The 14,971-nt window shown below is 37.7% G+C and carries 15 protein-coding genes and 1 rRNA gene; 7 read left to right on the forward strand and 9 right to left on the reverse strand.

Annotation, left to right across the window (positions count from 1 at the left end; translation table 11 throughout):
- Together BJ095_RS16175 and BJ095_RS16180 are read right to left on the reverse strand one after the other, a co-directional pair.
- A 16S ribosomal RNA gene (locus tag BJ095_RS16175) occupies window positions 1–91 on the reverse strand; the annotation flags it as partial.
- A gap of 377 nt (window positions 92–468) precedes the next feature.
- Complete coding sequence (locus BJ095_RS16180; RefSeq protein WP_107937147.1) at window positions 469–1,359, reverse strand: nucleotidyltransferase-like protein; 891 nt, start codon at window positions 1,357–1,359, stop codon at window positions 469–471.
- Window positions 1,360–1,573: 214 nt separating this feature from the next.
- On the opposite strand from BJ095_RS16180, the gene BJ095_RS16185 reads away from it, so the two are divergent.
- Window positions 1,574–1,921 (forward strand): DUF2614 family zinc ribbon-containing protein, encoded by a 348-nt coding sequence (locus tag BJ095_RS16185; RefSeq protein WP_107937145.1) that lies wholly within the window; start codon window positions 1,574–1,576, stop codon window positions 1,919–1,921.
- 91 nt (window positions 1,922–2,012) lie between these two features.
- Here the strand turns inward: BJ095_RS16185 and perR are convergent, their stop codons facing one another.
- From perR to bcp, 3 genes are all read right to left on the reverse strand, one after another.
- Window positions 2,013–2,459 carry a peroxide-responsive transcriptional repressor PerR gene (gene perR, locus BJ095_RS16190; RefSeq protein WP_107937143.1) on the reverse strand — a complete coding sequence of 149 codons (447 nt, stop codon included), beginning with the start codon at window positions 2,457–2,459 and terminating at the stop codon, window positions 2,013–2,015.
- Between the two features lie 214 nt (window positions 2,460–2,673).
- Window positions 2,674–3,621: an NAD(P)-dependent oxidoreductase gene (locus BJ095_RS16195; protein ID WP_107937141.1), complete on the reverse strand. Its 948-nt coding sequence runs from the start codon at window positions 3,619–3,621 to the stop codon at window positions 2,674–2,676.
- Between the two features lie 31 nt (window positions 3,622–3,652).
- Window positions 3,653–4,111 (reverse strand): thioredoxin-dependent thiol peroxidase, encoded by a 459-nt coding sequence (bcp, locus tag BJ095_RS16200; protein ID WP_107937139.1) that lies wholly within the window; start codon window positions 4,109–4,111, stop codon window positions 3,653–3,655.
- 116 nt (window positions 4,112–4,227) lie between these two features.
- Between bcp and BJ095_RS16205 the strand changes: the two genes are divergently transcribed.
- Window positions 4,228–5,517, forward strand: coding sequence for a glutamate-1-semialdehyde 2,1-aminomutase (locus tag BJ095_RS16205; protein WP_107937137.1), 1,290 nt, complete (start codon window positions 4,228–4,230; stop codon window positions 5,515–5,517).
- Between the two features lie 146 nt (window positions 5,518–5,663).
- Window positions 5,664–6,752 carry an FUSC family protein gene (locus BJ095_RS16210; protein ID WP_107937135.1) on the forward strand — a complete coding sequence of 363 codons (1,089 nt, stop codon included), beginning with the start codon at window positions 5,664–5,666 and terminating at the stop codon, window positions 6,750–6,752.
- 62 nt (window positions 6,753–6,814) lie between these two features.
- On the opposite strand, the gene BJ095_RS16215 is transcribed toward BJ095_RS16210, so the two are convergent.
- Window positions 6,815–7,417, reverse strand: a complete 603-nt coding sequence (locus BJ095_RS16215; protein WP_107937133.1) for a Crp/Fnr family transcriptional regulator — start codon at window positions 7,415–7,417, stop codon at window positions 6,815–6,817.
- 156 nt (window positions 7,418–7,573) lie between these two features.
- On the opposite strand from BJ095_RS16215, the gene BJ095_RS16220 reads away from it, so the two are divergent.
- The 4 genes from BJ095_RS16220 (at window position 7,574) to cysK (ending at window position 11,227) form a co-directional block, all read left to right on the forward strand.
- The gene (locus BJ095_RS16220; protein WP_107937131.1) at window positions 7,574–8,425 is read left to right on the forward strand and encodes an ABC transporter ATP-binding protein; all 852 of its coding nucleotides are present in this window, start codon (window positions 7,574–7,576) and stop codon (window positions 8,423–8,425) included.
- Window positions 8,426–8,447: 22 nt separating this feature from the next.
- Window positions 8,448–9,143 (forward strand): ABC transporter permease, encoded by a 696-nt coding sequence (locus BJ095_RS16225; RefSeq protein WP_235867697.1) that lies wholly within the window; start codon window positions 8,448–8,450, stop codon window positions 9,141–9,143.
- A 12-nt stretch (window positions 9,144–9,155) separates the two neighbouring features.
- Window positions 9,156–10,169: an aliphatic sulfonate ABC transporter substrate-binding protein gene (locus BJ095_RS16230; RefSeq protein ID WP_107937127.1), complete on the forward strand. Its 1,014-nt coding sequence runs from the start codon at window positions 9,156–9,158 to the stop codon at window positions 10,167–10,169.
- Between the two features lie 131 nt (window positions 10,170–10,300).
- Window positions 10,301–11,227, forward strand: a complete 927-nt coding sequence (cysK, locus tag BJ095_RS16235; protein ID WP_107937125.1) for a cysteine synthase A — start codon at window positions 10,301–10,303, stop codon at window positions 11,225–11,227.
- 46 nt (window positions 11,228–11,273) lie between these two features.
- On the opposite strand, the gene BJ095_RS16240 is transcribed toward cysK, so the two are convergent.
- The 3 genes from BJ095_RS16240 to BJ095_RS16250 all read right to left on the reverse strand — a co-directional run bounded on the left by BJ095_RS16240 (window position 11,274) and on the right by BJ095_RS16250 (window position 14,911).
- Window positions 11,274–12,176: an ABC transporter permease gene (locus BJ095_RS16240; RefSeq protein ID WP_107937123.1), complete on the reverse strand. Its 903-nt coding sequence runs from the start codon at window positions 12,174–12,176 to the stop codon at window positions 11,274–11,276.
- Between the two features lie 15 nt (window positions 12,177–12,191).
- On the reverse strand, window positions 12,192–13,196 hold the full coding sequence (locus BJ095_RS16245) for an ABC transporter permease (protein WP_107937121.1): 1,005 nt from the start codon (window positions 13,194–13,196) through the stop codon (window positions 12,192–12,194).
- 77 nt (window positions 13,197–13,273) lie between these two features.
- On the reverse strand, window positions 13,274–14,911 hold the full coding sequence (locus tag BJ095_RS16250) for an ABC transporter substrate-binding protein (RefSeq protein ID WP_107937119.1): 1,638 nt from the start codon (window positions 14,909–14,911) through the stop codon (window positions 13,274–13,276).
- Between the last annotated feature and the right edge of the window lie 60 nt (window positions 14,912–14,971).

Consider the following 14,971-nt stretch of genomic DNA (forward strand, 5'->3'; position numbering starts at 1 on the left):
GAAAAGCAAGCTTTTCTAAAGTCCGCTCGACTTGCATGTATTAGGCACGCCGCCAGCGTTCGTCCTGAGCCAGGATCAAACTCTCCATAAAAGAGAAAATTTGATAAAGCTCAAATTTTGTGCTGGCATCAATTTTGATGTCCAAAATTTTGTCTCTCTAATTCAATAGAAGAAACTATGTTCATTAACGTTTTGTTGTTCAGTTTTCAAGGTTCATTTGTTTCAGTCGTTTTTCAGCGACTTCTCTATACTAACATTTCAATTTAACTCTGTCAACAACTTTCTAACAAGTTTTTTTCAGAAGTTCCTTGTTTTATGTTAGCTTTCTTATACCGCATCAGCGACGTTTTCTATAATACAACTCATCTAATAGAAAAGTCAACACTTTCTAAAAAAAAAGTTTCGAGGCGATTATTTTGCCCCGAAACTAAAATCAATCCAAGCCCTTGAAGCAATACTCTAATTCAATCACTCATAAGCAGAAGTTGCAAAGTCTTTATCTACTTTATAATGTCTGTGATAGATTAATCCACTCTTTGAAAGTTTTGATTCAACAATAATATATCCTTTATCGATTAAATACTCTACAAATACTTCTAAGTCTTTAGCATAATACTTCAACTCATTATGATTATGTAATTCCTGTGTTGTCCATGTATCTTTTGACAGCATCGTTTCTAATATATGTTGCGCACCGTCATGCGTTCGCGAATTAATTAAGAATTCAATCGCTAAAAACAAAAGCTCCAGTCTTTTTTCTAAGCTTTCTGTACTCATCACAAGCTCTTCGTATAATTTATAAATAGAAGGCTCTAGCTTTTTCACTTGCGACCAAACTGTTACTTCTGGATATAATCCATTTTCAATAACGGCTAATCGAGCTAGATGATGCAAGGAATCAACTACGTGGTTATAGGAGTCAAAATGATTACCTCTATTAAAGAACTCTTTCCCTTCTAAATAACGACGAATCAATTTAGAAAATTGAATACCTGTTTTTAGTTTGCGACCTAGGAAAGGAAACTCCTGTAGCTTTAATCGCAAATTTGAAAGATACTCGTTTCGATCGAACATAACCTTCCCGTGGAAAATCCAGTCTACAATTCTTCTATCTAAACCTACATTCAATCGTTTATTTAATAACTCTTCTGTAATCACATGCATCGCCATTTTTTTATCTTCGTGTAAATAATGTTTTGTATAGATCGGCAGTTCCGCTTCTTTTACAACAATTAGTAACACCGCGTCAAAAGTATCCGTAACACTCATCGTTTCTTCACGCTTAGTCACCAGAATAACACCAAGTGTATCTGACTGGCTTGCACGCTCTTGGTAGATCGGGCGCAAAATGTGCTCCATAATAATCCTCCTAAATTACAATTACGTTAATTTGTTTTTCGACATCTGTAAATAGAATCCTTCTTTTAGTTAACTTATTAAAAGAACTTGTTTTGAATGAAAAAGTTCCAGCTTTACTATTATGAATATATGCTTAAAAATTTCTATACTTTCTTATCCTCAAATGAAAACGTTCTATGTTATAGTAGAATCTAGATTGGGAGGCTAAAGAATTATGGCAAAAAAATATAAAAATAAGATAAATAAGATTCGCTCATTTGCCCTATCTCTAATTTTCATCGGTTTCGTGATTATGTATGGGGCAATCTTCTTCCGCGAAAATCAAATATTGGTTATTATCTTCATGACAGTAGGTTTATTATGCATTATCGGCAGTACTGCTGTATATGGATGGATTGGTTTACTTTCAACAAGAGCTGTACAAGTAGTATGTCCAAATTGCAATAGACATACGAAGGTACTTGGCCGTGTTGATATGTGTATGTACTGTAATGAACCACTTACACTTGATCCAACTTTAGTGGGTAAAGAATTCAATCAAGATTATAATAAAAAGAATTAACACCACTGTCGACTCTTTAATAGAGTCGGCTTTTTTCATTCACAAAATGCAAAAAACCTAGCAACATATCGTTACTAGGCTTTAAATTTGACTACAATACTTGTTTACCGGTATTTTCAAGACATTCTTGGCAAGTACCGTATAGTTCTAGACGATGTGAATGTACCTTATAGCCTGTTACATGCGATGCAAATTGCTCCACTTCGTTTAACCCTGGATAATGGAAATCCACAATCTTCCCACAGGATTCACAAATCATGTGATAATGGTCATTTGTAACAAAATCAAATCGACTTGCTGCATCTCCATATGTTAGTTCCTTCACTAAACCTGATTCACGGAATACACGTAGGTTATTGTAAACAGTTGCTACACTCATATTCGGAAACTTACCTTCTAGAGCTTTATATATTTCATCTGCAGTTGGATGTGTCATTGATTCAATTAAATATTCCAAAATAGCATGACGCTGCGGAGTAATTCTTACACCAGTTGTCTTTAACGTGTCTAGGGCATTTTTTAAATGCATTTCAGACATCGCCATGCACCTCTTTCTACTTAATTCTTAGTTTATAATAGTTATAATTAGTGTACCCAAATTATCGATTGTAGTCAACAATTCCTTATCTTCTACTGATAGTTTAACTCAACAGATAATAAAAAATTACAAGCTTTCACCAATTGTTATTATAAATATAAGAAAATCCTAGTATATGGTCTATACTAAGATTTTCAATATACATATTTTATTCTCAATAACCACGTAAAATATTCATTTTATTCTCAATGTTTGTATCCCCAGCTAGATATTTTTCTAGGCTCGGTATAAAGATTTCCAAACTTCTCTCTAAATAACGCGAGGAATGGCTTGAGCAATGTGGAGAAATCGTAACATTATCTAACTCCCAAAGCTTACTTTCAAGCGGAAGCGGCTCTTCTTCAAAAACATCAAGTACCGCGTGCTGAATTTGCTGTTCCTCAAGCGCACGAATTAATACACTTGTCTCTACTAAATTTCCTCTACCAAAATTCATAAAGATTGCATTGTCTTTCATTAATTGAAAATGCTCGTATTTAATTAAATGCTCGGTTTCTTTCGTGCTCGGTAAAACTGAAATGACGATATCAGTTTTTGGGAGGTGCTCTGAAATCTCATCCATACGAAATGTTTCATTCATATACTCTGCTGGATTTCCACTACGGTTACAGCCAATTGTATAAACATCAAATGCCTGTAGTAACCTTCCAATTTCCCCACCAATCGCACCAGGTCCAATGATTAACGCCGTACTGCCATTAAGCTCAGTTGGACGACCGCCTCTTTTGTCCCAAACTTTATTTCTTTGATTATTATAAATCGTTGGCAATATACGTTTGATAGATAAAATATGTGCAAGAATTGATTCAGTCATTGGCTTTTTATGAATCCCACGAACGTTCGATACAAGGATATTTCGTTGTGCAATTGCTTCCTTAGGCATTTTTTCTACGCCAGCAGAGGCCACGAAAATCCATTTTAAGTTTTGTGCTTTAGCAATATCTTCAGCTGATAAATCCTCACCGTATGTAACAATCACTTCAGCCGTTTCTAAATCGTTATCAACAATCCCCTTACGAAATGCAAACTCAATCTCTGGAAACTGATCTACCAATTGTTTTTGTAAATCTGGTCTTGAATCAAATGTAAAATAAACTCTCATTCCCATTCCCCTCCACGGTATATATTGTAATTTATTGTAAGCTCGATAAAACTTCCTCGATATGATTTTTCACTTTAACTTTACGCCATTCCTTCTCAATAATTCCCTCTTCATTTATAAGAAAGGTCGAACGTTCAATCCCCATAAACTCACGGCCATACATTTTCTTTAATACCCACACGCCGTATTTTTCCGCTACTTCATGGTCTTCATCGACTAATAATGAAAATGGCAGACCATACTTTTCTATAAACTTAGTATGCTTACTGGCACCGTCACCACTTACGCCAAGGATTACAGTATTTAAATCCGAAAATTCTTCATGGCGATCACGAAAATCACATGCCTCTGTAGTACAGCCAGGTGTCATATCTTTAGGGTAAAAATACAGCACTACCTTTTTACCTTGAAAATCCTTTAACGCTACTTGCTCTTCTTTTTCATTTAATAATGTAAATTCGGGCGCTTCCATATTTACTAACGATTCCATAAATCTACCTCCCTTTTCTATATCGTACAAAAGAAGGGTACGAGTTTCAAATTCTTTGGCATTCGCTTTCCATTAGGTCTACAATAGGATGTGAAATTAATGAGGAGGCTTTACAAATGAATCATACAAAATCAGAAGAAATCCAAGTAAAAGCATTAGAGCATATTGTTGGTGGTGTAAATAGTCCATCACGTTCTTATAAAGCAGTTGGCGGCGGAGCTCCAGTTGTAATGGCCAGAGGAAAAGGAGCATACTTTTGGGATGTCGATGGCAATCAATACATTGATTACTTAGCAGCTTACGGTCCTATTATTACTGGATTTGGTCACCCACATATCGCTCAAGCAATTTCTCATGCAGCAGAAACAGGCGTTTTGTTCGGGACACCAACAGAGCATGAGGTCAAATTTGCCAAAATGCTAAAAGACGCCATTCCTTCATTAGATAAAGTACGTTTTACAAACTCTGGTACGGAAGCTGTGATGACTACTGTCCGTGTAGCTCGCGCATATACTGGCCGTACGAAAATCATCAAATTTGCAGGCTGCTATCATGGACACTTTGACCAAGTATTAGTTGCTGCTGGCTCTGGTCCTGCTACTCTTGGTTCTCCTGATTCTGCCGGTGTGCCTGTCGCAGTAGCTACAGAAGTAATTACAGTACCATTTAATAATAAAGAAGAATTCCAAATGGCAATTGATAAATGGGGCGATGAAGTTGCTGCTATTCTAATTGAGCCTATCGTTGGGAACTTTGGTATTGTTGAGCCTAAACCAGGATTTTTAGAATTTGTTCATGCAACAGCTAAAGAAAAAGGTGCATTAACTATTCATGATGAAGTAATTACGGCATTCCGTTTCCACTACGGTGCTGCTCAGGATTTACTTGGTTTAACACCAGACTTAACAGCTATGGGTAAAATTATCGGTGGCGGCCTACCAATCGGAGCCTATGGTGGTCGAAAAGAAATTATGGAAACAGTTGCCCCACTTGGCCCAGCATACCAAGCTGGAACAATGGCGGGTAATCCTGCATCAATGCTTGCCGGAATCGCATGTCTCGAGGTTTTAAAACAGCCTGGTGTATATGAGGAAATGGATCGCCTAGGAGCCCTGCTTGAACAAGGAATTTTAGAGGCTGCAGAGAAACATGGAGTTACGATTACAGTTAACCGATTAAAAGGTGCATTAACTCTTTACTTTACAAATGAAAAAGTAGAAAACTACGAGCAAGCTGAAAATTCTGATGGTGAAACATTCGGTCGCTTCTTTAAATTAATGCTTTCAAAAGGAGTAAACCTTGCCCCTTCTAAATACGAAGCATGGTTCTTAACAACCGAGCATAAAGAAGAAGATATCATCCAAACACTGTCAGCAGTGGATTATGCCTTTTCTCAATTAAAATAATTTGATAATAAAATTTACTTATAATTTTATTTCTATATCTATACACTAAACTAGTTGACCCAGGTGAGAAAATTAGGTAAAGTAATGTGATTTCCCCTCATTGAAGAGGGGTAAAAGTATTTAAAAAAGAGAGGGCGTATATCTACATGCAATTAGGTGCCCGTGTATTAAAAACAGGTGTTGCAATTGTATTTGCACTTTTTCTCGCAGATTTACTAAATCTACCTTCACCTGTTTTCGCTGGGATTGCGGCAATCTTTGCAATTCAACCATCTATTTATCGTTCTTATTTGTCAATCCTTGAACAGCTTCAGGGCAATTTGATCGGCGCAACAGTAGCTGTGTTATTTGGTTTAGCTTTTGGACACCACATCGTTTCCATTGGTATTGCAGCCATCATTGTAATCGGGCTTATGAGAAAATTCAAGCTCGATAGCTCTATGTCACTAGCACTTGTTACAGTGGTTGCGATTATGGTATACGAGGGAAATGACTTTTTAGAGTTCGGTGTTGAGCGGTTTTTAACGGTTATGGTCGGCGTTTTTGCTGCCTTTATCGTGAATTTAGTATTTCTTCCACCTCGATATGAAGTTAAATTATTTACAATGATTGATTCGCTGCAGGATGATATTATTCGTTGGACTCGATTAGCTGCCAGACAAGCATCGGAGCATATTTCAACGAAAGCTGCCTTAAACAAATTTCATGAACGTCTGAGCGAAGTTGAAAAAATGTATGATTTCTATAAAGAGGAACGACATTACTCCAAGAAAAAACGTTTTGTCCAAGCACGCAAGCTCGTGATTTATCGTCAAATGATTATAACAACCAAAAAAAGCATGGAGCTATTGCATCGTTTGCATAAGCATGAAAATGAAATTTCTAATTTACCTGTCCAGTTTAGAGAGATGGTTCAGGAGCGTCTTGATTTCTTACTTACCTTCCATGAACAGCTACTTTTAAAATTCACTGGCAAGCTAAAACCTGAGCATTCCAAATGGGTAGACGAACAGGATAAAAAGTATGTAGATGTAATGGAACAGCTTATCCATCAAATTGCATTGGAGCAAAAGCGTGAAGGCGAAGAGGAATTTTCAAGCTATCATTTGTTCTACCTCTTCTCTAGACTTTTGGATTATGAGGAGAATCTAGAACATTTAGATACCTTAATCGTTTCATATAGAAGCTACCATAGCGAGGAAAAAAATTCTGATTTAGAACAAAGCTTTTACTAGAAAGCCCATATTTACCTTTGGTTAATCTCCCCAGATATCAAACTTCTGGGGAGTTTTTATGTTCACTGAAGCTTGTCCATATCTACCAACTGAATAAAGCCTCGATCATATTGAATGATACCTTGCTTTTTCCACTTACTTAAGTAGGTTGTTACCTTTTGCCGACTGCACCCTACCATAAAAGAAATTTCTTCGTGTGTTAATGGGATATTGATAGTAGGTACCCCATTTTCCATCGTTGCCAGCTTCATCAAAAACCAGCTAATTCTCTCTGGTACAGTCATTTTCGAATGGACATAGACTAATTGTTTTGCCTCTGCTAATTGCCGAACCATTGAATAAAGCATCACACTTTCAATAGCTGACAGATTTTCTAAATGTTTTAATAGCACCTCAATAGGGAAAGCGAGAAGTGTAGAATCCGTTAATGCTACGGAATACTGAGTATGCTCTATATGATTATTTAATCGATCTAAGAAACCAAACAATTCGCCCTTTTGTAATAGTACGATTGTGACGGGCTGTCCATCATCTGCATCCTCAGCTAGCTTCACCAATCCTTGTTGCAGAAAATAGACGGTATTGATGGCATCCCCTGTTTTATAAATCATTTGTCCTTTTTTCACATATATCTTTTTACTAAATTGCCCTAGCTCTTTAAGCATTTTAAGATCCCCTTCATTCCTTACTATAGTCTATTATAAATATAATTCTGAATTTTTGTAACAAAAGTGACAGAAAGATTAAAATACAAACTCTAAAATGAAAACTAATTAAATCTTAGTATGTTAATATGTTTTATTGGAATGGAGGGTTTAATAATGGCCGAAGAGCATATTATTCTTCAAAATATTCATAAAGAATTTCAAAGAAAAGATCATGCTCCAACAATTGCGTTGGATGATGTTTCCCTAACTATTAAAAAAGGGGAATTTGTTTCCTTATTAGGTCCATCCGGATGTGGGAAATCTACACTTTTAAATATTGTAGCAGGACTAGAAAAAGAGTCTTCTGGAAGTCTACTAGTTAATGATAAACCTATTAAAGGACCAGGTAATGATCGAATTGTCGTTTTCCAGGAATCTGGATTATTCCCATGGTTAAGTGTATTAGACAATGTTATGTACGGACTACTTATTAAAAAAGTACCCAAGGAAGAAGCGAAAAGTCGTGCACTAAATTGGCTACAAAAAGTACACCTTGGAAATTTCGCTCACGCAATGCCTCATGAATTATCAGGAGGCATGAAGCAACGTGTTGCTATTGCTCGAGCACTAGTTACAGATCCAGAGATTCTCTTAATGGATGAACCATTTGCTGCTTTAGATGAGCAAACTCGAATGGTGCTACATAAGGAGCTTGATAAGCTTTGGCGTGATACTGGAAAGACAATCATTTTCGTCACTCATAATATTCGTGAAGCAGTTGTATTATCTGACCGAATTGTGTTAATGAAAACGCGTCCCGGTGGTATTAAAAACATATTCCCGGTGCAAGCTGCTCGACCTAGAAGTTCTTCAGACAGCATTTTAATACATTTAGAAAATCGAATATTAACAGAGCTTGAACAAGAAATGGAAAAAGTGCTGAAGGAGGAATTAGGCAGTGATTACGCTCTTAAGACGGACCATCTTCGTGTTGATCCTAATAACAATATGGGAAGCGATATCTAAATTTGAAGTTTTCCCAGCATTTATGTGGCCACCATTAATCATTCCTAATGACCCGGGTGGCGTTACCGTTGTAAAAACATTAATAAACGGAATAATAAGTGGACAATTATTAGAGGCTACTGGTTCTTCCCTAATCCGTTTATTTATCGGCTTTTTTGTAGCTGTTGTCATCGGATTTGTACTTGGCTTCTTAATCTACAAATACAAAATTGTCGACGATACACTAGGCTTTTTTGTAACAAGCTTACAAGCCATTCCAAATATCGTCTGGATGCCATTAGCAATTCTTTGGTTTGGATTAGGTGTTGGCTCTGTAATCTTCATCGTAATTTTAGGGGCAGCCCTTTCGATTACCATTACATCCAGTACTGCATTTAAGAGTGTCCCTCCCCTACTGATTCGTGTAGCAAGCACAATGGGGTCGTCAGGGTTCCACCTATTTAGAACGGTTATCTTTAATTCAACAATTCCGCAGCAAATTGCTGGATTGCGTTTAGCTTGGGCATTAGCTTGGCGTGCAGTTTTAGCTGGTGAATTACTTGGAGGCAGTGGTGGTCTTGGAACACTTCTTGACCTAGGTCGCTCCATCCAAGCCATGGATTTAATCTTTAGTATTATGATCATAATCGGAATAATCGGTTCCTTTATCGACAACTTTATCTTTGTAAGAATTGAACGCTTTGTATTAAGAAAATGGGGTATCCAAACTGCCCACTAAGGAGAAGAAAAAATGAAAAAGAATATTTTATTTTTAACTATCTTGACCCTCGTAATTACAGTCCTTGCTGCTTGTGGTGATGGCGATGAATCAAACGCTGAAAAGGATTCTGTAAGTGAAGTTCGTATTGGGTACTTCCCAAATATGACTCATATCGCAACTATCATTGCACTTGAAAAAGGCTTCTATACTGAACAGCTTGGTGAAGATATTAAAATTACTACTAGCACATTTAACGACGGTTCCGCTTTTATGGAAGCAATGTCTACAAACTCAATTGATATCGGAACAGTTGGTCCTACACCAGCATTAAACACATTTGTGAAAAATCCAGAGCATGAAATTATTGCTGGAGCAGTTAATGGTGGAGCAGTTCTTGTTGTTGGGAAAGATTCAGGTATTAATAGTGTTGAAGATTTAAAAGGTAAAAAGGTTGCAGTACCAACTTTCGGTAGTACACAGGATGTAGGTTTAATGAAATCTCTTCAAGATGCTGGGTTAACAGCAAATTCTACTGGAAATGCAGATGTTACTACAATCAAACAAGCTCCTGCTGATACTGCAGCATTAATGTTAAAGGGTGAAATCGAAGCAGCAGCTACACAAGAGCCATGGGGCGTTAACATCGAAACTAATGGTAATGCAAAGCTATTATTAGATGCATCAGAATTTGCTTGGGGCAGTGATTCTACTAATACAGTAGTAGCTGCAAGAAAAGCTTTTACTTCTAATAATCCAGAACTAACGAAAAAGGCTTTAATAGCACATAAACAAGCAGTTGACTTCATTAACGAAAATCCAGAAGAAGCAATTCAGCTATTCCTTGATCATGTAAAAGGACTTACTGGAAAAGAATTATCAAAAGACGAAGTAACAAAAGCATTTGCTCGCTTAACTCCTACAACGGATGTTAAAGAAGAAATTTTAAAAGAAATGGCTACAATTTCTAAGGAAGCCGGCTATATTTCTACAGATAACATTGATGGGTTAGTAAACCTTTCTTATTTAGAGGAAGCATTAAAATAATCATTCACAAAAAGTTCCATAAGGCTAATAAAATAGTCAGCCTGAAGGAAAAGTTTTATAATAAAGAAAGACCAAAAGCTAGGCAGTGAATGTTGCCTAGCTTTTGTCAATTTACTAAAGAGGTGTTTATCATGAAATTACATAATAATATTCTCGAATTAGTTGGAAACACGCCAATCGTTAAACTAAATAAATTACCCACCCAAAACGGTGCGAAGGTTTATATGAAATTAGAATCGTTTAATCCTGGTGGCAGTGTAAAAGACCGTGCCGCATTAAATATGATTGTTCAAGCTGAAAAAGACGGTAAACTCATTCCTGGTGTTAGTACTGTAATTGAGCCTACTTCAGGAAACACCGGGATTGGGCTTGCAATGGTCTGTGCAGTAAAAGGCTACCCTTGTATTATTACAATGCCGGATAACGCTACAAAGGAACGTGTTCAGCTAATGCAGGCTTATGGTGCTGAAGTTCACCTTACTCCTGCAAATTTACGTATGCAAGGCTCCATTGACGAAGCTATACGTATCGCAGAAGGAATTCCAAACAGCTTTATTCCCCTTCAGTTCGATAACCAAGCAAATGCTGATGCACATCGAACTACTACTGCAGTAGAAATTTTAGAAGCATTTGAAGAACAATTGGATGTTCTTGTGTTAACTGCTGGTACAGGTGGTACTGTTACCGGCACTGGAGAAGAGCTAAAAAAACACCTTCCTAATTTAAAAATTTATGTAGTGGAACCTGCTGGATCTCCAGTGTTAGCTGGTGGTGATCCAGGACCTCACAAAATTCCGGGAACAGGACCTGGGTTTATCCCAAACATTTTAAATCCTGAAGTATTCGATGAGATTCTTCATATTGATGATGAAGATGCACAAACTGTCGCTCGAAGACTTGCAGCCGAAGAAGGCATTTTAGTTGGTGCTTCTGGTGCAGCATCAGCTTACTTTGCTATCGAACTAGCTAAAAAGCTCCCTTCATCACAAAGAGTACTTTGTTTAGCTCCAGATACAGGCGAACGTTATTTATCATCTGATTTATTTCCTATAGACTAATAACAATTAAGAAAAGGGTGAGCCAATTTCAGCTCACCCTTTCTAATTAATTTTTCATCTTCGGGTCTAATGCATCCCTTAATCCATCACCCATTAGGTTAAATCCAAGAACAGTTAGCATAATTGCAAGCCCTGGGAAGAACATCGTCCATGGTGCTGTCATCAAGTGCACTCGAGCATCCGCAAGCATTTTCCCCCATTCAGGCTGAGGTGCTTCTGCTCCTAATCCTAAAAAGCTTAAGGCAGCAGCTTCAATAATTGCTGTAGCAATTGCTAAAGTCCCCTGAACAATCACCGGTGAAAATGAATTCGGTAAAATATGTCTCCATAATATTCGAGAGTCCCTCATACCAATTGCCTTTGCAGCTACTATATATTCTTCCTCTTTAACACTCAATACCTTCGAACGAATTAACCGTCCGAAATTCGGAATGTTGATAATGGCAATGGCTATCAGTGCATTCTGTAAGGAAGGACCTAAGATTGACACGATAGCGATTGCTAGTAAAATGCTTGGGAAAGCTAGCATAATATCAAATATTCTTGAAATAATTGTATCAATAAAGCGTCCGTAAAAACCTGCAATCACTCCTAAAAAGCTCCCTGCCACTACTGACAAAATAACGGATAAGAACCCTACCGCTAGAGAAATCCTGGCACCGTAAACTACTCTCGAAAATATATCTCTACCAAAATCATCTGTCCCTAGCCAATAATCACTCGAAGGAGGGGCTAACCGCAAACTTGGATCTGATAATTTCTGTTCATTTATTCCTTCTGGTGCTATCAATGGACCAAATATAGCAAGTAGAATGAAAAACACAACGATGGCCGTCCCAACAAGGGCTGCTTTACTTTTTTTAAAGCTTCGCCATGCCACCTTCCACGGTCCCACTACCTTCTCTTCTTTTACATTTAAATTGACTGAATTAGAAACTAGCTCTGGCATGAATCCCACTCCCCTCTAGTTATATTTGATTCGTGAATCAATAGCTGAATATAGAATATCGACAATCAGGTTAATCATTACAAACATAAAGGCAACGATTAAGATGCCGGACTGGATCACTGTGTAATCTCGGTAACCAATTGCTTCATAAATATAGCGACCAATTCCTGGCCAGCTGAAAATTGTTTCAGTTAAAATCGCTCCACCTAAAAGGAGTCCTGTTTGTAAGCCAATAATCGTAATAATCGGAATTAATGCGTTCTTTAATGCATGCTTATAAACAACCTTGCCCATTCTTTGACCTTTGGCACGAGCAGTTCGAATATAATCCGATCGCAGTACCTCGAGCATGGAGGAGCGTGTCATACGAGCAATGATGGCCATTGGAATCGTAGCAAGAGCCATACCAGGTAATATTAAATGCTTAATCGTTAACCAGAATTGATCTATCCGGCCATTTATTAACGTATCAATCAAATTAAAATGGGTGATAGCTTGTACTGGGTCCCTTACCTCTTCTCGACCTGATGTTGGAAGCCATTTCAACTCAAGACTGAATGCCCATTGCTCCATTAAGCCAAGCCAAAAAATCGGCATTGATACTCCTATTAAAGCTATAACCATCGCAATATAGTCAAACCAAGAATTTTGGAACCACGCTGAGATAATCCCTGCATTCATGCCAATAATTACTGCTATAATCATGGCGAAAACAGCTAACTCAATTGTTGCTGCTAAATACGGCCATACCTCTGCTGAAATAGGCTGTCTTGTTCGAAGTGACTCACCTAAGTCACCTGTTAAAAGCCCTTTTAAGTAATCAAAATATTGGATATACCACGGTTGGTCAAGACCAAGTTTCTCTCGTAAAGCTTTAGTCGCTTCTTCTGTAGCTTGCTGCCCTAATATCACTTGAGCCGGATCGCCAGGTATCGCACGGATAATCAAAAATACGATAAAGGTCATTCCTAATAACACAGGAATCAAATGAAAAATCCGTTTCCCTATGTAACGAAGCATAACTTCACCTCTCTTTTAAGTTTTGTACCAGGTACACAAACAATTTCGAATTGTTTGTGTACCTGGTACCGTTTGTTTTATTCGATAGATACGTTTACTAAGCTTTCAGAGCCTGTTGGGTGCGGTAGGTAACCTGTTACACCTTTTTTCCCTGCTAATAATGGGATTGAGTGTGCCAAAGGAACCCATGGAGCATCCTCATGAATGATTTCTTGTGCTTGTTTGTATAAATCGCTGCGCACTTCTTCGTCAGTTTCAGATTGTGCTGCAATTAACAATTCGTGAACTTCATCGTTTGAATAGTGAGCGTAGTTGTTACTACCAATCGTATCTTTGTCTAATAATGTGTAAATGAAGTTGTCGGCATCGCCATTATCACCAGTCCATCCTAATAGGAATGCATCGGCTTCTCCATTTTTAGCTTTTTCTAAATAAGTTGCCCATTCAAATTGAACAATTTTTGAAGGAATGCCAACATCACTTAGGTTTTTCTGAATCGCTTCAGCTACCTTTTGTCCATCTGGCATATACGGACGTGGCACAGGCATCGCCCAAAGCTCAATTTCTCCACCGTCATAGCCAGCTTCAGCTAATAATTCCTTCGCTTTTTCAGGATTGTATTCATATCCTGCAATTTCTTCATTGTAGCCACTGATTGACGAAGGCATTGGGTTTACCGCAACCTCAGCACGACCTTGGAAGAAAGCATCAACAATTGCTTGTTTGTCAATTGCATAATTCACTGCTTGACGTACTAGCTTATTGTCAAATGGTGGACGTGTATTTGTTAAACCTAAATAACCAATGTTCATTGAAGGACGCTCGATCAATTGTAAATCAGCGTTTGATTCTACAGTCTGAGCATCTGAAGGATTCACTCCATCAGCCAAGTCAATTTCACCCGTCATTAAAGCATTTAAACGAGCTGAGTTATCTGGAATTGCACGGAAGATAATTGTGTCAAGTTTAGGTAGTCCCTCTTGCCAGTACTCTTCATTTTTCGCAACTGTGATTGAGTCATTACGTTTCCATTCAACAAATGTAAATGGACCAGTACCTACAGGATTATCTCCAAATGACTCTCCTGCTGCTTCAAACGCAGTTGGTGAAGCAATAGCAAATGGACTCATTGCAATATTTTTTAAGAATGGTGCTTGTGGACGAGAAAGTGTGAATACTACAGTTAAGTCATCAGTAGCTTCAACACTTGCAATGATGTCTTTACCCTCAGCCTTAAACATTGAGTTAAAGTAATAGAACTGTTCTTCAGCTCCACCCTTCCAGCGTTCAACGTTTTTCACAACTGCTTCAGCATTGAAGTCAGTGCCATCATGGAATTTAACTCCTTCTTGTAAATGGAAAGTATATTCTAAACCATCTTCACTAACTTCCCAGTCATGTGCTAAACCAGGGTTAATCGTTGTATCTTGTTCTCCAAAGTTCAGTAATGTTTCGAAAATATTTTCTGTTACTTTGAAGGATTCTCCGTCAGTAACGATTGCAGGGTCTAGTGATACAGAATCTCCACCACGACCAAAAACTAGAATTTGAGGAACTGCTTCTTCTGTTTCTTCTGTTGTTGTTCCATCATTTGTTTCTTCACTTGTTTCTGCTGGCTCTTCAGTTGTTCCTTCTTCAGCGCTACACGCAGCTAACAGGACTGAAAGAGCAAGCAACATAATTAGTCCGAAAGACCACAGCTTGCTTTTCTTCATAAATACCCTCCCTATTTCCCTAAAATGTATATGTCATTGCTGTGCATCATTTGAAAAATA

The organism is Ureibacillus chungkukjangi (assembly GCF_003217295.1).
In the GTDB taxonomy this organism is placed as follows: Bacteria; Bacillota; Bacilli; order Bacillales_A; family Planococcaceae; genus Ureibacillus; species Ureibacillus chungkukjangi.